This is a genomic window from Pseudomonas sp. MWU318, from assembly GCF_016756945.1.
Lineage (GTDB): Bacteria > Pseudomonadota > Gammaproteobacteria > Pseudomonadales > Pseudomonadaceae > Aquipseudomonas > Aquipseudomonas putida_A.
Map to the genome: position 1 here is coordinate 171,681 of NZ_JAESJL010000011.1, position 19,032 is coordinate 190,712.

19 protein-coding genes are annotated in these 19,032 nt (G+C 61.7%); 2 read left to right on the plus strand and 17 right to left on the minus strand.

Features of this window, described 5'->3' with window-relative positions; translation table 11 throughout:
* Positions 1–84: 84 nt before the first annotated feature.
* From JN524_RS23725 to JN524_RS23760, 8 genes are all read right to left on the minus strand, one after another.
* Positions 85–1,527 carry an efflux transporter outer membrane subunit gene (locus JN524_RS23725; protein ID WP_202370912.1) on the minus strand — a complete coding sequence of 481 codons (1,443 nt, stop codon included), beginning with the start codon at positions 1,525–1,527 and terminating at the stop codon, positions 85–87.
* A complete protein-coding gene (locus JN524_RS23730; protein WP_097086795.1) occupies positions 1,524–2,411 on the minus strand; it encodes an efflux RND transporter periplasmic adaptor subunit in 888 nt (295 codons plus the stop codon). Before JN524_RS23730 ends, JN524_RS23725 begins: the two co-directional genes overlap by 4 nt.
* Positions 2,408–2,617 (minus strand): DUF1656 domain-containing protein, encoded by a 210-nt coding sequence (locus JN524_RS23735; protein ID WP_139053649.1) that lies wholly within the window; start codon positions 2,615–2,617, stop codon positions 2,408–2,410. Before JN524_RS23735 ends, JN524_RS23730 begins: the two co-directional genes overlap by 4 nt.
* On the minus strand, positions 2,614–4,677 hold the full coding sequence (locus tag JN524_RS23740; protein ID WP_202370913.1) for an FUSC family protein: 2,064 nt from the start codon (positions 4,675–4,677) through the stop codon (positions 2,614–2,616). The genes JN524_RS23735 and JN524_RS23740 overlap by 4 nt, the downstream gene beginning before the upstream one ends.
* Positions 4,674–5,102: a MarR family winged helix-turn-helix transcriptional regulator gene (locus JN524_RS23745; RefSeq protein ID WP_007961473.1), complete on the minus strand. Its 429-nt coding sequence runs from the start codon at positions 5,100–5,102 to the stop codon at positions 4,674–4,676. Before JN524_RS23745 ends, JN524_RS23740 begins: the two co-directional genes overlap by 4 nt.
* Positions 5,103–5,224: 122 nt before the next feature.
* The gene (locus JN524_RS23750) at positions 5,225–5,470 is read right to left on the minus strand and encodes a hypothetical protein (RefSeq protein ID WP_041070983.1); all 246 of its coding nucleotides are present in this window, start codon (positions 5,468–5,470) and stop codon (positions 5,225–5,227) included.
* An 87-nt stretch (positions 5,471–5,557) separates the two neighbouring features.
* Entirely contained in the window at positions 5,558–5,803 is a 246-nt protein-coding gene (locus JN524_RS23755; protein ID WP_041070980.1) for a DUF2789 domain-containing protein, read from the minus strand.
* Between the two features lie 127 nt (positions 5,804–5,930).
* Positions 5,931–6,392: an aminoacyl-tRNA deacylase gene (locus JN524_RS23760; protein ID WP_202370914.1), complete on the minus strand. Its 462-nt coding sequence runs from the start codon at positions 6,390–6,392 to the stop codon at positions 5,931–5,933.
* A gap of 153 nt (positions 6,393–6,545) precedes the next feature.
* Between JN524_RS23760 and JN524_RS23765 the strand changes: the two genes are divergently transcribed.
* Positions 6,546–7,097 (plus strand): NfeD family protein, encoded by a 552-nt coding sequence (locus JN524_RS23765; protein WP_202370915.1) that lies wholly within the window; start codon positions 6,546–6,548, stop codon positions 7,095–7,097.
* A gap of 2 nt (positions 7,098–7,099) precedes the next feature.
* On the plus strand, positions 7,100–7,858 hold the full coding sequence (locus JN524_RS23770) for a slipin family protein (protein WP_003220464.1): 759 nt from the start codon (positions 7,100–7,102) through the stop codon (positions 7,856–7,858).
* A gap of 18 nt (positions 7,859–7,876) precedes the next feature.
* On the opposite strand, the gene JN524_RS23775 is transcribed toward JN524_RS23770, so the two are convergent.
* The 9 genes from JN524_RS23775 to JN524_RS23815 form a co-directional block, all read right to left on the minus strand.
* A complete protein-coding gene (locus JN524_RS23775; protein ID WP_202370916.1) occupies positions 7,877–9,472 on the minus strand; it encodes a glycosyltransferase family 39 protein in 1,596 nt (531 codons plus the stop codon).
* Positions 9,473–9,633: 161 nt separating this feature from the next.
* A complete protein-coding gene (locus JN524_RS23780) occupies positions 9,634–11,193 on the minus strand; it encodes an efflux transporter outer membrane subunit (RefSeq protein WP_202370917.1) in 1,560 nt (519 codons plus the stop codon).
* Positions 11,190–12,260 carry an HlyD family secretion protein gene (locus JN524_RS23785; protein ID WP_202370918.1) on the minus strand — a complete coding sequence of 357 codons (1,071 nt, stop codon included), beginning with the start codon at positions 12,258–12,260 and terminating at the stop codon, positions 11,190–11,192. Before JN524_RS23785 ends, JN524_RS23780 begins: the two co-directional genes overlap by 4 nt.
* A gap of 27 nt (positions 12,261–12,287) precedes the next feature.
* Positions 12,288–13,826: an MFS transporter gene (locus JN524_RS23790; RefSeq protein WP_202370919.1), complete on the minus strand. Its 1,539-nt coding sequence runs from the start codon at positions 13,824–13,826 to the stop codon at positions 12,288–12,290.
* Positions 13,827–14,017: 191 nt separating this feature from the next.
* Positions 14,018–14,935: a LysR family transcriptional regulator gene (locus JN524_RS23795; protein ID WP_202370920.1), complete on the minus strand. Its 918-nt coding sequence runs from the start codon at positions 14,933–14,935 to the stop codon at positions 14,018–14,020.
* 197 nt (positions 14,936–15,132) lie between these two features.
* Complete coding sequence (locus tag JN524_RS23800) at positions 15,133–15,999, minus strand: ABC transporter permease (RefSeq protein ID WP_202370921.1); 867 nt, start codon at positions 15,997–15,999, stop codon at positions 15,133–15,135.
* Between the two features lie 20 nt (positions 16,000–16,019).
* A complete protein-coding gene (locus JN524_RS23805) occupies positions 16,020–16,880 on the minus strand; it encodes an ABC transporter ATP-binding protein (protein WP_202370922.1) in 861 nt (286 codons plus the stop codon).
* 5 nt (positions 16,881–16,885) lie between these two features.
* On the minus strand, positions 16,886–17,911 hold the full coding sequence (locus JN524_RS23810) for an ABC transporter substrate-binding protein (protein WP_202370923.1): 1,026 nt from the start codon (positions 17,909–17,911) through the stop codon (positions 16,886–16,888).
* An 18-nt stretch (positions 17,912–17,929) separates the two neighbouring features.
* Positions 17,930–18,826, minus strand: coding sequence for a TauD/TfdA dioxygenase family protein (locus JN524_RS23815; protein ID WP_202370924.1), 897 nt, complete (start codon positions 18,824–18,826; stop codon positions 17,930–17,932).
* Between the last annotated feature and the right edge of the window lie 206 nt (positions 18,827–19,032).

Sequence of the window (19,032 nt, forward strand, 5' to 3'; positions counted from 1 at the left end):
CCCCTAGACCAGCGCTAGCAATGTGCGCTGAAAGGGTGCGTTGCACGTGGCACCATTTCAACACTTCAAAGCATAGCAACGGGTTCAGGGTTTGCTGGCGCTTGAGGCTTGCGTTCGTCCGCTTTCCCAACCGCCACCAAGGGCGAGGAACAAATCGATCTGGCTCATGGCGACCTGGGTGTTGGCGGCGGCCAGTTGCGCGGTGACGTCGGTGTAGGTGCGGGTCGCCTGCAGGTCGGCGAGGAACGACTCGCGCCCGGCCTGGAAGAAGCGGTGGGTCTGGTCCGCCGCCAGTTTCGCCGACTGCTCGGCATCGGCCAGGGCGTCGCGGCGTTGCAGCAGCGCGCTGTACTGGGCCAGGCCGGTCTGGGTTTCGCGGATGGCGTTGAGCACCACGCCGTCGAAATGCGCCAGTGCGGCCTGGGTGTTGGCCTCGGCTTCACGGATCCGCGCACGGGCGCCGTTGGTCGGCACCTTCCAGCTCAGCGACGGGCCGAAACCCCAGCGGTTGGTCGATGGATCACCCAAGTCGTCAATAAGACCGACGGTGCCGATGGTCGCGCCGATGCTGATGTCCGGGTACAGCTCGCCCGTAGCGACGCCGATGCCCGCTGTCGAGGCCGCCAAGCGACGTTCCGCCTGACGGATATCGGGACGACGCTTGAGCAGCGCAGCGCCATCACCCACCGGCACCAATTGGGCGATTTTCGGCAACTCGGCACAGGTTGCGGTGCCGGCCGGCAATTGCTCGACCGGCTTGGCCAGCAGCATCGACAGGCGGAACAACCCGGCCTGACGCGCTGCCTCATAGCGCGGCAGGTCGGCGCGCAACGACTTGAATTGGGTTTGCGAACGGGTGACCTGGGTTTCATCACCACGCCCGGCATCGCGCAGGCGCTGGATCAGCGTGGTGCTCTGCGATTGCAGGTCGAGGGAGTGCTGGGCAATTTCCCGCTCTTCGTTTGCCGCGCAGACCTGGGTGTAGGCGCGAACCACGTCGGCCACCAAAGTGATGCGTGCGGTGTCAGCCGCTGCTTGAGTCGCATCGGCGTTAGCCTTCGCGCCTTCGATACCACGTTGCAGGGTGCCCCACAGATCGAACTGATAAGACGCACTGATGCCAATATCGCCGACGTTGTCGACCGGGACTTTTTCCGGCAGCAAGAACGCCTGCCCGGATTCCTGCAAACGCTGCGCGCCCATCTTCACGCCTGCGCTCCAGCCACCCGCCGCTTCAGCCTCATCGACTTGCGCGCGAGCCCGTTGAAGGTTCGCCGCCGCCACGCGCAAATCAGTGTTGGACGCCATGGCTTGCTGCACCAGTTGATCCAGTCGCGGATCCTTATACAGCCGCCACCAGTCAGCAGGTACCGGCGCTGACACCACCGGTTTGCCTTCCACCGCCAGTTCGCCCTGAAAGTCCTTGCGCTGTACCGCCGCGTCAGCGGGCAGGTGATAGTCCGGCCCGACCATCTGACAGGCCGAGAGCATCAGGCCCAACCCGGCGATCATCAGGGCCCTGTTCATTGCGCGGGCTCCTGCGTTTTATCGTCGATGATCGACACGGTGGCGGTACGTCCGGCGATCATGCGGAAATCTTCCGGCACTTCGTCAAAGGCGATGCGCACCGGAATCCGCTGCGCCAGGCGCACCCAGCTGAACGCCGGGTTGACGTTGGGCAGCAGGTTATTGCCGCTGGTGCGGTCGCGGTCTTCGATACCGGCGACGATGCTTTCAACATGCCCGCGCAGCTTGGCTTTGTCGCCGATCACGCGGATATCCACCGACTGACCGACATGAATGCCGTCGAGTTTGGTTTCTTCGAAATAGCCGTCGATGTGGAACGAGTTGCTGTCGACCACCGACAACACCGGCCGCCCGGCGGTGACGAATTCCTGCACACGCGGCGCGCGGTCGTTGACGTAGCCATCCACCGGGCTGCGGATCACCGAACGGTCGAGGTTGAGCTGGGCGCTGTCCACCGTCACCAGCGCTTCGGCCAGCGCCGATTGCGCCCGGGCGACTTTCGACTGGCTTTCTTCCAGCTGTTCGGCCGGCACCAGGTTGCCCAAGCCACGGTTACGCTTGGCTTCGCGCTGCGCCTGGGCCAGGGTTTCTTCCCGATCGGCGACAGCGGCTTTAGCCTGACGCAGAGCCAGTTTGAAACGGTCCTGGTCGATGCTGAACAGCACCTGGCCGCGTTTGATCAACTGGTTGTCCTTGACCTCGACCTGCTGGATCAGCCCGGACACGTCCGGAGCGATCTGGATGATGTCGGCACGAATGTGGCCGTCGCGGGTCCACGGCGCAAACATGTAATACATCACCATGCGCCAGACGAGGACGACGGCAAAAGTCACGATCAGCAGGGTCAGGACCACGCGACCGATGGTCAGAAACGGTTTTTTCATGTCATCAGGTATCGACTGAGTGAGTCCACGCCGTACAGCATCACGGCGTAGAGGGCCACGTTGAACAATGCCCGGTGCCAGACCAGACGGTAAAAGTGCACGCGCGTGAGCACGCCATGCACCAGCAAAAACAACACATAGGTGATGCCCATCAGCACCAGCAGGGTCGGCAGGAAAATCCCGCTGATATCCAGATCACCGATCATAGGGGCGCTCCATCGGGCAGCGGTTCTTCGGCATCGCTGGTGCTGACGAATTCCACGCCGGGCAGCAGCGCCAGGCGCAAACCGCTCAAGGCATGCAACAGGTTTAGCCGGGTTTCTTCGTCGCCGTGGCCTTTGAGCGCGCGGCGCGCACGGTCCATGGTCATCAATAAAGGACTCGGTGCCGGCAAGCGTTCGCCGGCCTTCAGACACGCGCGAAAATACTCGCCGACCTCAGCCACCAATTGCTGCAGCAGGGCCTTCGGCGCGCCGCTGACCCGTGGCGTGTAAGCCAGCAGATCGAGCAGATTCAGGCCGACGCGCACTTCACGCATGGCAATCCCGGTGTCCTGGCCGGTCATGGCCAGACGCGGCAAGTGCTGCATCAGACGATCGAGCAACTGCACGCCCAGATGCCGATGTTCGGCCAGATTGGCCGGCTCGGTCATGCGCACGATGTCTTTCCAGCTGAAGCGGGTCAGACGTTTGGCGGCCAGCTCGACGCCGAACGGGCGGGCGATCAGGGTCCAGATAAACGCGAACAGCAGGCCCAGAGGGCCGGCCAGGTTGGAGTTCACAAAGGCGAAGAAGTCCGCGTCGTACGCGCCCTGAATGCTGATGAACGACGAGGTGTTGACCAGCGTCAGGAGCATGCCGAGGAAGAAGCGTGGCTGCACCGTCAGGGTGCCGACACAGATGAACGGAACCGCAAACGCCAGTACCAGCATCGGAAAATCGTGCAGGTTCGGCAGAATCAGAAACAGGTAAAGGCTGGCGAACAGCACCGACATCCCGGTCCAGAAAAAGAACCGATATATCTGTGGCGCCGGGTCGTCCATCGAGGCGAAGAAACTGCACGCTACCGCCGCCAGAATCACCGCACTGCCACCGTCCGGCCAGCCGAGCAGAATCCACAGCACCGAAGCGACGATGATCGCCAGAACGGTCGAGGCCACCGAATACAGCATCATCCCGCGGTCGAGAAATGGCGTCAGCCGCCCGAGGCGCCAGTGCCGGTAAACCGCGCGCCAGCTGTCCTGGCGCTCGCAGAGAATCGCGTCCTGCAAACTGCGGCAGTCCTGCCACAAATCGATGAATTCGCCGAGGCGATAAATCGCGTTGGAGAACAGCAATTGCTTGCGATCTTCCAGCGCCTCGCAGCTTGGCTGCAAGGCCTGAAGTTGATCCTTGAGCGCCTGCCAGCGATCCAGATCGGCGTCTTTGTGACCGAGCCATTCCTGGGTCGCGGTCAACAGCGGTGCAAACTTTTCCACCAGTTCCGGTGTGCGTCGCTCAAGGGCGTAAAGCGAGTCTTCCAGAGCGTCGATCACCGGCAACAGGTGGATCATCCGCCCGCGCAACTCCTTGGTGTTGCGCACGGTTTGCGGCCGGGCGCCTTCGTGGGGCAACTGGCCGATCATCAATTCGAGGCTGTTGAAATTGGCGACCATGGCCATGCGCAGCGTGGCGATCTGTTCAGGCTGCACGTCGCGGCTGAGAAACTTCAGGCTGTAGGTGGTGGCGTCGGCGAACCACTTGCCCACTGCGTCGTTGAACACCGGCGCCAAGCGACGCGGCCAGAACATCGCGCCGACCACTGCCGCCACGGCGATACCGAGAAAAATCTCTTCGGTACGCGCTTCCGCCACGTCCCACACCGCCAGCGGATTATCCACGGTCGGCAGGGCGATCAGCGGCAAGGTATAACCGGCCAGCATCAGTGCGTAGTTATTGGCGGTACGCAGGTGCAGCGACAGGAACAGCAAAATCCCCGTCCACAAGGCAATCACCACCACCAACACGTACGGACTCTGCACGAACATCGGCACGAACAGCACCGCCGCCGCCGCCCCGAGAAAGGTGCCGATGGCGCGGTACAGCGCCTTGGAACTGGTCGGCCCGAGAAACGGGCTGGAGACGATGTACACCGTGGCCATCGCCCAATACGGACGCGGCATTTGCATGAGCAAGGCGATGTACAGCGCAATCATCGACGCTGCAAAGGTACGGACCCCGTAGAACCAGTCACGGGCAGGCGGGATGCCAGAGAAAAAACCGTTCAAGAATTGATCACCACAGGCGGATTGGCCGCCTCAAAAGCTCGCAGTACCCGAAGCGTAGCCTCCAGATCACTCTGGTCGATGCCTTCGAGCACTTCATGACGCAGACGCACCAGTTCGATCTCCACCGCTTGCACCAGTTCACGGCCGGTGTCGGTCAGGCTCAGGCACTTGGCCCGGCGATCCTGCGCATCTTCGGTGCGACAGACGTAGCCGGCGTGGCACAACTGATCGAGCAGGCGCACCAGCGACGGACTCTCCATCCCGGCTGCCTGCGCCACCTGCACCTGACGCACACCCTCGCCCAACCGCCCGATCATCAACAACGGCACGGCGCAGGCTTCGGAGATTCCATAGTTGACCAGCGTGGTCTGGCAGATCTTCCGCCAATGCCTGGCGGCCACCACCATGGCACTGCTGATGTTCATCTGGAGAGCGTCGAGGGAATTCGCCACGGGAAAATGCACACTGTTAGTTTGCTAACTATCAATATCGCATTGGCGGGGAATTTCAGTCAAGTTTTGAAACAAATCTTCTCGGCAGAGAATTTCTATAGTTCATCCAGCTCGATGGCTACCCCTACTTCGTTCCTGCGCGAATATGTGATTGACACCAAATCGAAATCATCCAGCTTATTCAGGATCGCTTCATAAATTTCTGGCGAAATCAGCACAGCCACTGTTGTGTCGTGCTTCCGAAACTCGACAGGCCCGTTGGAGATGCTTTCGATCACTGCCTCAATACAGTCCCCAAGCGCGTCAACATCAATTGTTCTGACTGGCAAAAATGATTGCATCGACGGCTCCGGATTGTTGAATTGGCAAGCTACTCCAACATCGATAGGGATCCTGCGGACATTCTGTAATAAGGTTTTACTTCAGTCCTACAAAACCCGCCCCTTGCGCAACAACACATTCAACTGATCCACCACCTCCGCCCAATCCGCATCATCAAGAATCTCATCCCGCAAAAAATCCGCCTGGCTCTTGCTCCAGAAAAACGCGTCTGCGAGGTGCAACTCGGGTTTGAGTGGTGAATGGGTGGCGATGAATTGGTCGATGCCGGTCGGGTCGCTGTCCAGTCCCAGTTGCTTGAACAGGGACGGGAGGCTGTGGGTGGGCTGCTCCATGGAGGACTCCTTAAAGAATGCGGTGGATGGGCGACTATTCGCCAGCAAGCCCGCTCCCACAGGGGATTGCGGTCAACCTGTGGGAGCGGGCTTGCTCGCGAAGGCGTCAGTGGCCGCACCACAAAACCTAATGACTCAACTCCTGCACCTGCGCATGCGGCACCATTTTCAGAAACTCGGGCATGCTCATGTGCAGCAGGTAGTTGTGGTTGCCGGCTTCCAGGTAGATGTCTTTCTGTCGGGTCAGCAGCGGGTCGATGACCATGTCCAGGCCGTAGGAATCACCGAGCGGCGGCACCGCACCGCGTTCGCAGTCATCGAAGATATGCGCCAGGTTGCTCTCCCGGGTGATCTGCCATTCGCCGCGAATGCGCACTTTACTCAAGTCCAGATGCCGACTGGCCGGCAGCACGGCCATCAGGTAATGCCCGTGATGGTCGTCGAGAATGACCGACTTGGCCACGCGTTCGGCGGGCACCCCGGAAACTCGCGCGGTTTCCAGGCTGCTAGCCGAGTGGCGGTGGGCCACGATGTCATATTCGCAATGCGCCCGGTTCAGGCTGCTCTGCACTTTTTTTGCCATACGCATGCTGCACCTCGGTGTCCCGGTGAACGTTGTGTCTGTTCTGCTGAGTCTAGTTCGGCCGGTTGCTGATGAAGGGAAATCCGCTCATTGGACACATCCGCTTATTGATCAAAATTCAGCCGGCGCCAAGCTCAACTAGACTTAAGGAAACACCCCATGACTCTCCCGGAGGGTCACGTGAACAGCCGATGTTGCACGTTTTTCCTGATACTGCTGACCAGCGGCTCGGCCCTCGCGGCTGACATCCCGCTGACGGCGGTCAATCCGCTCGGCCTGTGGCTGATCACCCTCGGCATTGCCTTTCTGATCGCCGAAGCAGCGCTGCCCAACTACGGGGTGATCGGCCTCGGCGGGATCATCATGTTCGTCATCGGCGCGCTGATTCTGGGCAACGCCGAGTTGCCAGTGCCGATGATCATCGGCCTCGGCCTGCTCAGCGCCCTGCTGCTGATCGCATTGATCGTCCGCGCCTTGAAAACCCGCCCGCGCCACGCCGTCAGCGGCGATGCCGGGCTGGTCGGCAGCGTGACGGCGGTGACCACCGTGCAAGCGGAAAACACCTGTAACGGCTGGGTGCAATTACAGGGTGAACACTGGCAAGTGCACAGCACGACACCGCTGCACGCCGGGCAATCGGTGCGCGTGGTCGGGCGTAAGGGCTTACTGCTGAAAGTCGCCGCGACTGACGCGGTGCGACACGGAGAGTGATCATGGGTCTGCAAATCGGTTTCGTTGCACTGCTGCTGTTGGTGATCGCCCTCGCCGGGTCGACCTTCCGCATCCTGCGTGAATACGAGCGCGGCGTGGTGTTCCAGCTCGGACGCTTCTGGCAGGTCAAGGGCCCGGGGCTGATCCTGCTGATTCCGGTGGTGCAGCAAATGGTCCGGGTCGACCTGCGCACCGTGGTCCTCGACGTACCGCCGCAGGATGTGATCACCCGCGACAACGTCTCGGTGAAGGTCAACGCGGTGCTGTACTTCCGCGTGCTCGACCCGCAGAAGGCAATCATTCAGGTCGAAGACTTTCTCTCGGCCACCAGCCAACTGGCGCAGACCACCCTGCGCGCGGTGCTCGGCAAACATGAGCTGGATGAACTGCTGGCCGAACGCGAGCAGTTGAACATCGACATCCAGCAGGTGCTCGACGCCCAGACCGACGCCTGGGGCATCAAGGTCGCCAATGTCGAGATCAAGCACGTCGACCTCAACGAATCGATGGTGCGTGCGATTGCCAAACAGGCCGAAGCCGAACGCGAACGCCGGGCCAAGGTGATCCACGCCGAAGGCGAACTGCAGGCCTCGGAAAAACTCATGCAAGCCGCCGAAATGCTCGGCCGCCAGCCCGGTGCCATGCAATTGCGTTACATGCAGACGCTGAGTTCGATTGCCGGTGACAAGAGCTCGACGATTGTCTTTCCGTTGCCGATCGAGTTGCTCAAGGGGATGGCGGATCTGTCAGGCAAGTCCTGAGCATGCGCACACCAGCGATTATCCCCCCGGTTTATCGGCGCTAGGCACCATCACGTACAAGCGCGCAAAAGCGCCGCCCGCATGCACATCGCTTTGCCGCTGCCAGCCTTCGGGCAACGCCGCAAAGTCAGTGGGTTCGTCCAGGGTGCCGATCAACCATACCCGAGCGCCAACCTTGGACAAATCGCCGAGTTGGTCGAGATAAACATCCTCGCTGACCAGCGTGCCGAACCCGTAGGCATTGGGACGCGTGGATCGCCCGTCCGCCGCCGGTGGCGTGTACAGGCGAACCTGCGCGTCGGTGCGGTTGTAGTAGATGTAACTGAGGTACCACATCATGTCGCTGGTAACGATCCGGTCACCCTCAACGAAGTGCCGGTTGACGTAGTCAACCACAACGCTGAACTGATCGTTGCTGTCGACCGTGGCGTTGTTCTTCACACCCACCAGTTCGACCCCGACGAACAGCACCAGAATCGCCAGCGCCAGAACGCGAGAGCCTGCGTACAGCCGATCGACCGCCAGCGCCACCAGCATCGGCAACCCCAACGCATAGGCCGTCAAATACCGCTCGATGAACACCGGCGAGATGAACGACACGCCAAACACCAGCAGAATCGGCATCACGCTGTAGCACAGCAACAACAAGCTGCCGCGAAATACGCTGCGATCACGATGCAGGGCAACAGCAATCACGGCTACCAGCGCCAATGGCAAAAGCAAAAACAGCCACCCCGGCAAGGTCATGCCGTCGTCCTGGATCAGCAACGACCAGACCATCGACGGCAATGAGCTGAGGGTCACCGGATCTTCCCAGCCTATGTCATTGCTGGCCTTGAGTTCCGGGATGTGCTGCAGCAGATCAAGCAGGTTGGGCACCCACGGCATGTACAGCAACGCGATGCTCAAGTTGGCCAGCCACCAGGCCGGACGCTGAATATGCCGCAGCCGATACCCCGGCTGCACGCGCACCGCTGTCAGATACAGCCAGTGGCTGATCACGCACAGAACGGTGAAGTAGTGGGTGTAGAACGCTGCCGTCATCAGCAGCGCATAGGCCACCAGATAGCGATGCCGACGCGGCTGGCGCACCCAGTAGACCAGCGCGATCGTCGCGCCGATCAGCCACATGCCGAGCAGCGAATACATGCGCACTTCCTGGCTGTAGCGCACGGCCGTGGGTAACAACGCCAGCAACAGCCCGGCCAGCAACGCAGCGCGACGGGTGGCGAGCAGATCCACCAGCCACACACCGAGGCCGACGGTAATGATCCCCGGCAGCGCACTCATCAAGCGAATGGACAGGATGCCGTCACCGAACAGCCCGATCCAGCCGTGCAGCAGCAGGAAATACAGCGGTGGGTGCACGTCGTGGGCCGCTAGCCCCCAGATCTCGGCCAGTGGAAACTGGCTCAGCAGGACGCTGGAGCCTTCGTCGAACCAGATCGCCGCCGCCGTCAGGTCGAAAAAACGCACCGCCGCCGCGAGCAGCATGATCGGTAACAGCCAGTGCTCTCTGGCCCAGCGAAGCAGACGCAAGGCCACCAGCCATGCACCCGGGACCGCGCGCGGATCCTGCGTGTCGCCAACCGGCGTTTCTCTGTGTGCCGCCATTGCATCCTCTTGCTGTGCCGGAATATCGCGAACGGATGGAGCCGAACCTGCCCGTCACTTTAGGTCAGCCACGGGAGGGCCGTCGATGGCGGTGTGCGCTTTCACGACATCCGGCACCCCGGCCAATCCCAAACAGTCCTCGGCTTTTTCAGTTCAGGCCATCAGCGTTGCGCCATCTCCCCCGCCGGATACACCGACTCCCAGCCCCCGCCCAACGCCCGGTACAACCCGACCATCGCCAGCGAAACGCCGGTCGAGCTTTCCACCCACTGCTCCTGAGTCGCCAGCAACGCGCCTTGAACGGTGAGGACGTTGACGAAATCGACCACGCCTTCGACGTATTGCTGCTGCGCGGTGCGCAGGGCGATCTGGTTCTGGCGTACGGCTTCGGCGAGGCTGTCGCGGCGGCGTTGGCTGGCGTTGTAGGCCGTCAACTGGTCGTCGATTTCATGCCAGGCACGCAGCACGGTCTGCTGGTAGGCGATGGCCGCTTCCTGTTGCTGGGCCTCGCGCAGTTGCAACATGCCGCGCAGGCGTCCGCCGTCGAACAGCGGCAGGCTCAATTGCGGGCCGATACCGAAAGCGCGCGAGCCCCAGGAGCCGAAGTCGCTCAGTTGCATCGCTTGCGAGCCGAGGTTGCCGGACAGGGTGATGCGCGGATAAAAATCGCCCTTGGCCACGCCGATGTTGGCGGTGGCGGCATGCAGGCGCGCCTCGGCCTGCCGGATGTCCGGCCGGCGTTCGGCCAGCTGCGACGGCAGGCCGATGGCGACTTGCAGCGGTGACTGCGGCACCGCGCCGTCTGTGGATAACTCCTTGGCCAGGGCCTGCGGCGGTTCGCCCATCAGCAGGCTGATCGCGTTGATCAATTGCGACTGACGCTGCTCGAGGGCCGGCAGGCGCGATTCGATGGCGGAAACCTGCGCGGCGGCTTCGGCGACGTCCAGATCGGTTGCCACACCATCGCTCAGACGCAGTTGCGAAAGCTTGAGGCTGTGCCGGGCGACGTCGAGGTTCTGCTCGGTGACCGCGCGGGTGTTTTGCACGCCGCGCAGCTGGATGTAGTTCTGCGCGGTGTCGGCGAGCACCGCCAGAAGCACACCGCGACGGTCGTTTTCGGCGACTTCGAGGTTGGCATCGGCGGCTTCGGTTTCACGTCGCACGCGGCCCCAGAAATCCAGTTCCCAGGACGCGGAGAAACCGGCGTCCCACAGGTTGAAGGCGGAATCGCCGTTGTGCCCGGACGGGTCATTCAGGCCTTCGCCACTGTTGCGTTTACGCGCGTAGCTGCCGGTAGCGGCGGTGTTCGGGTAGCGATCCGCGGTGATCACCTGGCGCGCGGCACGGCTTTGTTGCAAGCGGCTGCTGGCCAGTTGCAGATCGAGGTTGCTGTTCATCGCCCGCTGGGTCAGGGCTGAGAGTTGCGAGTCGTGAAAAACCTCCCACCAGCGTTCGTTCAGCGGTTCGCTGACGGCTTGGCTGGGGGCTGATTTGGCGGGTTTGGCCCAGTCGGCGATCTGTGTGGCTTCGGGCTTGCGGAAGTCCGGGCCGACGGTGCAGGCGCTGAGGCCAAACAAGCTCACCACAACAAGTGACTGAAACAGACTTTTGTGGCGAGGGAGCTTGCTCCCGCTCGAGTGCGCAGCACTCGCGATTTTTGCGGTCGCTTCGCAACCCAGCGGGAGCAAGCTCCCTCGCCACAGGTTTTTACCCCGAATCATCGCTGAGTCACCTCACGTTCCGCCGACGCCGAACGGCGAGTATCGATACTCGCCTCCACCGACATGCCTACACGCAAACGCTCGGCCAACGGCTGACCCGGTTCAAGCACGATCTTCACCGGAATCCGCTGCACGACCTTGGTGAAGTTACCCGTGGCGTTGTCCGGTTTCACCGCGGCGAATGTCACGCCAGTCGCCGGGGCGATGCTTTCGACGCGACCGCTCAAGGTCTCGCCACCAAGGCTGTCGACGCGCACCTGCACGTGCTGGCCCGGCTGCACGTCCGTCAGTTGGGTTTCTTGAAAATTTGCGACCACATACGCCTGCTGCAACGGCACCACCGCCAGCAGCTTGCTGCCCGGCGTGACATAGGCGCCAACGCGCACCGCGCGTTCGCCGATCATGCCGTCCTGCGGCGCGGTGATGCGCGTATAGGACAGCTCGAAACTGGCGATTTCCAGCGCCGCTTGCGCATGCTTCAGATTGCCTTCGGCAGCATCGCGCTGCGCGGTGAGAATCTCTACCTGCTTGCGCTCAGCCGCCAGTTTCGCGCTGGCAGTGTCGAGCCGAGCGCTCGCCTGATCGATGCGCGTACGGGCTTGTTGCGCGTTCTGCACCGTGCCGGCACCTACACCGGCGAGGTGGTTGTAGCGATTGAGTTCCTGCTGGGCGAAGGCCATTTCTGCCTTGGCCGAGACCACCGAGGCCTGCGCCTGAGCAATCACCGAGGTCTGCCGCTCCAGCGTGGCCTTGGCGTTTTGCAACTGAGCGCGGGCGACCAGGGTTTGCGCATCGGCCGCTTCAGCGGCGGCGCGCAAATCGCGATCATCGATCAGCGCCAGCAACTGCCCGGCCTTGACCTGCTGGTTGTCTTCCACCAGCACTTCCTTGATGAACCCGGCCACGCGCGGCACCACCAAGGTGAAGTCGGCGGAAACAAACGCGTCGTTGGTATTTTCCTGGGTACGCTTGCCGAACAGTCCCGGCACCGCCAGGTACAGCAACACGCCGACCGCCAGTGCGGCCGCCACGGCCACCGCGAGTTTTTGCTTTGCTTGAGTCGTCATAAAAAACCTTCGGTATCAGTGAAGCAATCAGGTCGGCGCACGGGGCGGAAAGATCCGCGTCGGCAGCCAGAAAATCAGCACGATCAGCGCCACTGCGACGCCAGCCATGCACACATAGAGATCAGAGGAAGTCAGCACCACGGCCTGTTCGTGCAGACGATGGGCAAGGCCCGGGTCGCTGCGATCGGCCAACGGTGAATTGCCGAGGTTGTCGATCAACATGGTCGAGTGGAAATGCAGGCGCGCGGTGGTCAGCGCCTCAATGACTCCGGTGGCGATCACCGCCGCCAGGCCTTTCACCGTGTTGAACCAGGCGGAGGCGAACGGCCCGTCCTGCGGCTGGATGCTGCCGGTCGAGAGCATCAACAGCGGCAGCACCGACATCGGCTGACCGAAAATCTGCAGCCATTGCAGGACGTAGAAATTGTCGCGGATCCACTCCGAAGTCAGCAGCGAGCCGCCCAGGCAGGACATGGTCAACATGCTCAAACCGATGCCGAGCACCCAGCGGCAATCGACCCAACGCAAGTTGCACAGCGCCGCCACTAGCGGCAGCGCGATCAACTGCGGCAACGCGGCGATCAGCATGATCGGCGCGGTCTGCACCGGGCGATAACCCTGGACCTGCGCCAGATAGCTCGATGGAATCAGCACCACCGCCTGCAACACCACCAGCACCCCGGCCAGGGTCATCAGTGCAAACGACAGGTTGCGGATGCCGAGCATCTGCAACTTGAAAAACGGAATCGGCTGCGACCATTCATTGATCAGAAACGCCACCAGCAACAGCGAACCGGCGCCGAGCAAACCGCAGATCAGGCTCGACTCAAACCAGTCCAGCCGATTGCCCTGGAGCAAGCCGATCACCAGCATGCAGATCGCCGGGAAGCCCAGCAGCAGGCCCTTCCAGTTGAAGGTCTTGAGGCGCTCCAGGCGCAGCGGATCCTGCGGAATCCCCCAAGCGACCATGGCCATGGCAATCAGGCACGGCACGATGATTTGCCAGAACGTCCATTGCCAGCCGACGTACTCGCTCCACAACCCGGCCAGCGGCGTGCCGAGGCCGGGGCCGAACGTCGCCGTCAACGCATAACCGGCCAAACCATAGAGTTTGAAGTTGGCCGGTAGAAAACGCAGGGCGACCGTCATCAGCATCGGCGGCAACGCGCCGCCGGCCAGCCCTTGCAGGGTGCGCATCAGCAGCAGGCTTTCGTAGTTGGGGGCGAACGGGCACAGCACGCCGAGCAGCGTGAACAGGCTTATCGCGCAGAGGATGAAACGACGCAGCGAAAAGGTCACCGAGCACCACGGCGCGAACGCCATCGCCGCCACCGAGGTCGCGGCGTAGCAGGACACCAGCCAGGTGCCTTCGTCGTAACCAATGTTCAACGCGCCACGGATGTCGGCCAGTGCGACTTTGGTCACCATCTCGTTGAGGCCCGAGACCAGCACCGCCAGCAACACGCCAACCAGGCCGGTGATGATCCGCGCGCCGAACACCGGTGGCGCGGCCGCCGTCGCCGGACTGGCCGCAGCGATGGGCGCCGGGACCGTCAGGGATGTCATGGGTACACACTCCGGAAGAAAAAATACCGGAGCATTTTAGTAAGGCTTACTGCTGACGAAAATTGACTTATTGGCAGGTTATAAGTGCGTCAGACACAATTGTTTAAAGCAAAAGATCGCAGCCTTCGGCAGCTCCTACAGAGCAATACGTTGCCCTGCAGGAGCTGTCGAAGGCTGCGATCTTTTGACTTTCAGGGCTGCGCGGCCAGCCACGTCTCGTCACAACACGCCTTGAGCGTTTCGCGCAGCCAGCGGTGCGCGGGGTCCTTGTCGAAGCGCGGGTGCCAAGCCTGGGTCAGCATCAGCGTCGGCAACGGGATCGGCAGGTTGAACGAACGCAGTTTCAGGCCCAGTCGGCGCACACTGAGCAGCGCTTCCTTGGGCACCGGCAGGATCAGGTCGGAATCGGGCAAGGCGAACATCGCCGCGTGAAAGCTTGGCGCAATCACCGCCACCCGCCGCTCCAGGCCCAAGGCATTCAACGCGGTATCAATAGGGCCGCGAGCAATGCCGCGACGGGACATGCTGATATGCGAGTAACCGGCATAGCGCTCGGCAGTGATTTCGCCGTCGAGCAACGGATGATCCTCACGCACCAGACCGACGAAATGCGTGGAAAACAGGTTCTGCACTTTGACTTCCGGGGACACCGGACGGGTATTGCTGACACTCAGATCAATCCGACCTTCGCGCAGCGCTTCGTCGTCGCCATCGCCCTCGGGGACGAAGCGCAACTCGCAGTGCGGCGCCTGCTGATCGAGGGTATCGAACAATTTGCCGCCGTACACACCGACGAAAAAGTCGTTGGCGCGAATGTTGAAACGCCGGCGCAGTGTGCCAAGTTCCACATGGTCGGCGGAGCGAAACAACAGCGCCGCCTGCTCGACGACATCGCGCACCTGCTCGCGCAATTCGAGGGCTTTGGGGGTCGGTACCAGACCGCGACCGGCGCGCACCAGGATCGGATCGCCGATCGCCTCGCGGATCCGCGTCAGAGTGCGGCTCATGGCGGCGGGGCTGAGGTTCATCCGCCGTGCGGCGCCGACCACACTGCCCTCGTCGAGCAGAGCGTCGAGGGCGACCAGAAGGTTCATGTCCGGGAGTTGCATGCTGAGCACTCTTGGCTGATCTGGATTGATTCAGGCGCAATGCTAGCAAACATGTCTCAAGTTTGGCGGCTGCTGTAGGGACGCCATCGCTGGCAAGCCCGCTCCCACAGGATTTTCGGCGGTCACAGAATCAGTGAACGCCACAATCCCTGTGGGAGCTGGCTTGCCAGCGATGGGGCCAGCTCAGGCAATACACATCAGCGCTGCATACCCCAGCGTTTTACGGTGACCCGCTCCAGCGTATCGAACACCAGATTCTCCACCAGCAACCCGATCAGGATCACCACCGCCAACCCGGCAAATACCTTGTCGGTGTACAGCTCATTGCGGTTCTGGAAGATGTACCAACCCAACCCGCCCTTGCCACTGGTAGCGCCAAACACCAGTTCGGCGGCGATCAGCGTGCGCCAGGCAAACGCCCAGCCGATTTTCAGCCCGGCGAGGATCGACGGCAGCGCTGCCGGGATCAGGATGAACAGCACAAAACGCATGCCCTTCAGCCCGTAATTACGCCCAGCCATGCGCAGGGTTTCCGAGACACCGAGAAAACCGGCGTAGGTGTTCAACGCCAGCGCCCACAGCACCGAATGCACCAGCACGAAGATCAGGCTGTTCTGCCCCAGCCCGAACCAGAGCAACGCCAGTGGCAGCAAGGCAATCGCCGGCAGCGGGTTGAACATCGAGGTCAGGGTACTCAGCAGATCGCGACCAAATTGGGTCGACACCGCCAGCGTGGTCAGGGCGAATGCCAGCACGATGCCGATCAGGTAACCCTTGATCAGCACCACCAGCGATATCCACACCTTGCCCAGCAACTCACCACTGAGCAGGCCGTCGTACAGCGCATGACTGGTCTGCAGAAAACCTGGCAGCAGCAGGTCGTTGTCCTGCACCCGAGCGATCACTTCCCAGAGAATCGCCAGCAGAATCAGGATCACACTCTTACGCAACCAGCCTTGTTGCCACAGGCGTTGGCCTAGAGGCAATTCGCGCTCGAGCGGCACGCTGGTCAGTGGTTCAAGGACGGTTTCAAACTCTTGTCGTACAGACGATGGTTGGCTCATCGGGCAATCCTCCAGAACGCTCAATAAGCGATGCGAATGTCGTTGAAGTCATGATCACGCTCGGTTTCCGGCGACTGGCCTTCATCGAACAGCAAACGGTGAATGCGCCGCGCCGATTCCTGAAACGCCACGCCGCCGAGGCTTTGCAGATCGTATTGATGGCTGTGCACTTCGGCGCGTACCCGCCCCGGATGTGGCGACAGCAGCAGGATGCGATTGCCGACCACCAGCGCCTCTTCGATCGAGTGGGTGACGAACAGCAAGGTGAAGCGCACCTCTTCCCAGAGCAGCAGCAATTCTTCCTGCATCTTGCGCCGGGTCAGTGCGTCCAGTGCGGCGAACGGCTCGTCCATCAAGAGGATTTTCGGCTGCATCGCCAGCGCGCGGGCAATCGCCACCCGTGCCTTCATGCCGCCGGACAAAGTGTGGGGATAGGCGTCGGCGAATGCCGCCAGTCCGACTTTTTCCAGGTAGTGCAGTGCACGTTCTTCGGCGTCTTTTTTGTTCAAGGTTCGCGAGGCCAGCAGCGGAAACATCACGTTCTGTTTCACGGTTTTCCACGGCGGCAGTTGATCGAACTCCTGGAACACCACGATCCGGTCCGGACCGGGTCCATCGACCCGCTGACCTTGCAGGCGAATCTCGCCTTCGCTCGGCGCAATGAAACCGGCGGCCGCCTTGAGCAAAGTCGACTTGCCGCAGCCGGACGGGCCGAGCAGGACGAAGCGGTCCGCCGGATCGATTTCGAAGCTGACCTGATGAGTGGCGCGTACCACCCGTTGCGGGGTACGGTATTCGAGACTGACGTTATCCACCGCCAGCAGCGCTTGTTTACTGGCGACCGGGTTGCTGGCCGCGTGGCCTTGCAAAGGGGCATTCATCTCGATCAGCTCCCCTGCAGCGGTTTGGCATCCTGGAAGAAGTAGTCCTTCCACGATTCCGGTTTGTTCTTGATCGCACCGACGCGGTAGAGGAATTCGGCCAGCGGATAGGTATTTTTCGGCGTGACGCTGAATTCGAATTGCGGGTTGTCGATGATTTTCAGCAGCTCGGCGCGGTCGATCTTGGCCTTGGTCACGCGGATGTAGGTGTCCGCCGCCGCGCCCTTATCGTTCTGCGCAAATTGCGCGGCTTCGGTCAGCGCTTCGACGAAGGCCTTGTAGGTTTTCGGGTTGTCGTTGCGGAATTTCTCGGTGGCGAACAGCACGGTTGGCGAGTTCGGGCCGAGGATGTCGTAGGAGTTGAGCACCACGTGCACGTTCGGGTTCTGCAGCGCCTGATCCTGGAACGGCGGGTTGGAGAAATGCCCGGTCAGCTCGGTGCCGCCGGCAATCAGCGCAGCGGTCGCATCCGGGTGCGGAACGGCGATGGTGTATTTGTCGAGGCGATTGAATTCCTTGTCACCCCATTGCTTGGCCGCGGCGTATTGGAGGAAGCGCGACTGCACCGACACGCCCACCGCCGGCACCGCAATGCGGTCCTTCTCGGTGAAATCGGCAATGGTTTTGACCTTGGGATTGTTGCTCACCAGGTAGTACGGGAAGTTGCCGAGCGAGGCGACTGCCTTGACGTTCTGCTTGCCGTGGGTGCGATCCCAGATGGTCAGCAACGGGCCGACGCCGGCGCCGGCAATGTCGATAGAGCCGGACAACAGCGCATCGTTGACCGCCGCGCCGCCCGAGAGCTGCGTCCAGTCGACCTTGATGTCGAGGCCTTGCTGCTTACCGTACTTCTCGATCAGGCCCTGATCGCGCACCACGTTGAGCAATAAATAGACAATCCCGAACTGTTCGGCGATGCGGATTTCACCTTCGGCGTGGGCCACGGTCGGCGCCACCAGGCTGCCGGCAATCAGGCTGAAACCCAGGCCGATGCTCGCCGCCAGCGGTGCAAATGGAAGACGTTTGGACATGATCGAATCTCCGGCAAATCAGAAAGGCGCGTCGCCCTGAATGGTCGTGCGATACAGCTTGCGGCGCAGGTGTGCGGGGCAGCCGGCGGCGAGGTGGATCAGCGAACGGTTGTCCCAGAACACCATGTCGTGGGGCTGCCACTGATGGCGGTAGATGTTCTGCGGCAACACGCTGTGGGCGTAGAGGTCGGCGAGCAGTTGTTTGCTCTCGTCCTCCGGCAGACCGACGATGCGGGTGGTGAAGCCCTCGCTGACGAACAACGCCTTGCGGCCGTTTTCCGGGTGAGTGCGAACGATCGGGTGTACCACTTCGGCGACCTGCGCCAGTTGTTCCGGGGTCAGGGTCGGGCGCCAGTTGCCCTCGAATTTGGTCTCGCTGTAACGCGCGGTGTAGGAGTGTGCGGCGGAGCGCCCTTCTACGGCTTTACGCAGCGCTTCGGGCAGGTTGTCCCAAGCTTTGTGCATGTCGGCGAACAGCGTGTCGCCGCCCTCGGACGGCAACTCCTGGGCATGCAGCATCGAGCCGAGGCTCGGCAGCTCTTTATAGGAAAGATCGGAGTGCCAGAACTTGCCGGCATCGCCGAGGCCGATGTTCTGGCCGTTCTCGACGATGTTGGAAACGATGAGGATTTCCGGGTGATTGGCCAGCAGGAACTGCTTGAGCACGTGAATCTGCAACACACCAAAGCGGCGGCTGAAATCGATCTGCTGTTGCGGGGTGATGCGCTGGTCGCGGAACACCACCACGTGGTGATCCAGATGCGCGCGATGAATGCGCGCGAAGTCCTGGTCGTTCACCGGTCGGGTCAGATCCAGGCCGATGATCTCGGCACCGACGGCACCGCTGAACGGACGAATTTCAAAGGTTTGCGGCGCGGCAGTCGCGGCGCTTGGGGTGGCAGTAGCTGCGGACATCTTTCAATCTCCCACGCACGGCGCGCTCACAGGCGCGCACGTCGATCAGACACTCACGCTGGATTGCGTGTCGGTTCAGGTCGTGCGGCGCGCCGATTGGTCGGCAGGTACGCAGGTGGATGACTTTAAAGCTATAAGAATCGGAAATTAAATACCGTTAATGAATAACGATATGGCGGATGGTGAGGAATGGACTGGATGGTGAG

Coding starts and splice junctions, on each gene's coding strand:
- JN524_RS23765 (WP_202370915.1), top strand. CDS start 6,546: ATGACTCTCCCGGAGGGTCACGTGAACAGCCGATGTTGCACGTTTTTC.
- JN524_RS23775 (WP_202370916.1), bottom strand. CDS start 9,472: ATGGCGGCACACAGAGAAACGCCGGTTGGCGACACGCAGGATCCGCGC.
- JN524_RS23735 (WP_139053649.1), bottom strand. CDS start 2,617: ATGATCGGTGATCTGGATATCAGCGGGATTTTCCTGCCGACCCTGCTG.
- JN524_RS23790 (WP_202370919.1), bottom strand. CDS start 13,826: ATGACATCCCTGACGGTCCCGGCGCCCATCGCTGCGGCCAGTCCGGCG.
- JN524_RS23760 (WP_202370914.1), bottom strand. CDS start 6,392: ATGCGTATGGCAAAAAAAGTGCAGAGCAGCCTGAACCGGGCGCATTGC.
- JN524_RS23805 (WP_202370922.1), bottom strand. CDS start 16,880: ATGAATGCCCCTTTGCAAGGCCACGCGGCCAGCAACCCGGTCGCCAGT.
- JN524_RS23730 (WP_097086795.1), bottom strand. CDS start 2,411: ATGAAAAAACCGTTTCTGACCATCGGTCGCGTGGTCCTGACCCTGCTG.
- JN524_RS23725 (WP_202370912.1), bottom strand. CDS start 1,527: ATGAACAGGGCCCTGATGATCGCCGGGTTGGGCCTGATGCTCTCGGCC.
- JN524_RS23785 (WP_202370918.1), bottom strand. CDS start 12,260: ATGACGACTCAAGCAAAGCAAAAACTCGCGGTGGCCGTGGCGGCCGCA.
- JN524_RS23745 (WP_007961473.1), bottom strand. CDS start 5,102: ATGAACATCAGCAGTGCCATGGTGGTGGCCGCCAGGCATTGGCGGAAG.
- JN524_RS23755 (WP_041070980.1), bottom strand. CDS start 5,803: ATGGAGCAGCCCACCCACAGCCTCCCGTCCCTGTTCAAGCAACTGGGA.
- JN524_RS23815 (WP_202370924.1), bottom strand. CDS start 18,826: ATGTCCGCAGCTACTGCCACCCCAAGCGCCGCGACTGCCGCGCCGCAA.
- JN524_RS23770 (WP_003220464.1), top strand. CDS start 7,100: ATGGGTCTGCAAATCGGTTTCGTTGCACTGCTGCTGTTGGTGATCGCC.
- JN524_RS23750 (WP_041070983.1), bottom strand. CDS start 5,470: ATGCAATCATTTTTGCCAGTCAGAACAATTGATGTTGACGCGCTTGGG.
- JN524_RS23800 (WP_202370921.1), bottom strand. CDS start 15,999: ATGAGCCAACCATCGTCTGTACGACAAGAGTTTGAAACCGTCCTTGAA.
- JN524_RS23780 (WP_202370917.1), bottom strand. CDS start 11,193: ATGATTCGGGGTAAAAACCTGTGGCGAGGGAGCTTGCTCCCGCTGGGT.
- JN524_RS23795 (WP_202370920.1), bottom strand. CDS start 14,935: ATGCAACTCCCGGACATGAACCTTCTGGTCGCCCTCGACGCTCTGCTC.
- JN524_RS23810 (WP_202370923.1), bottom strand. CDS start 17,911: ATGTCCAAACGTCTTCCATTTGCACCGCTGGCGGCGAGCATCGGCCTG.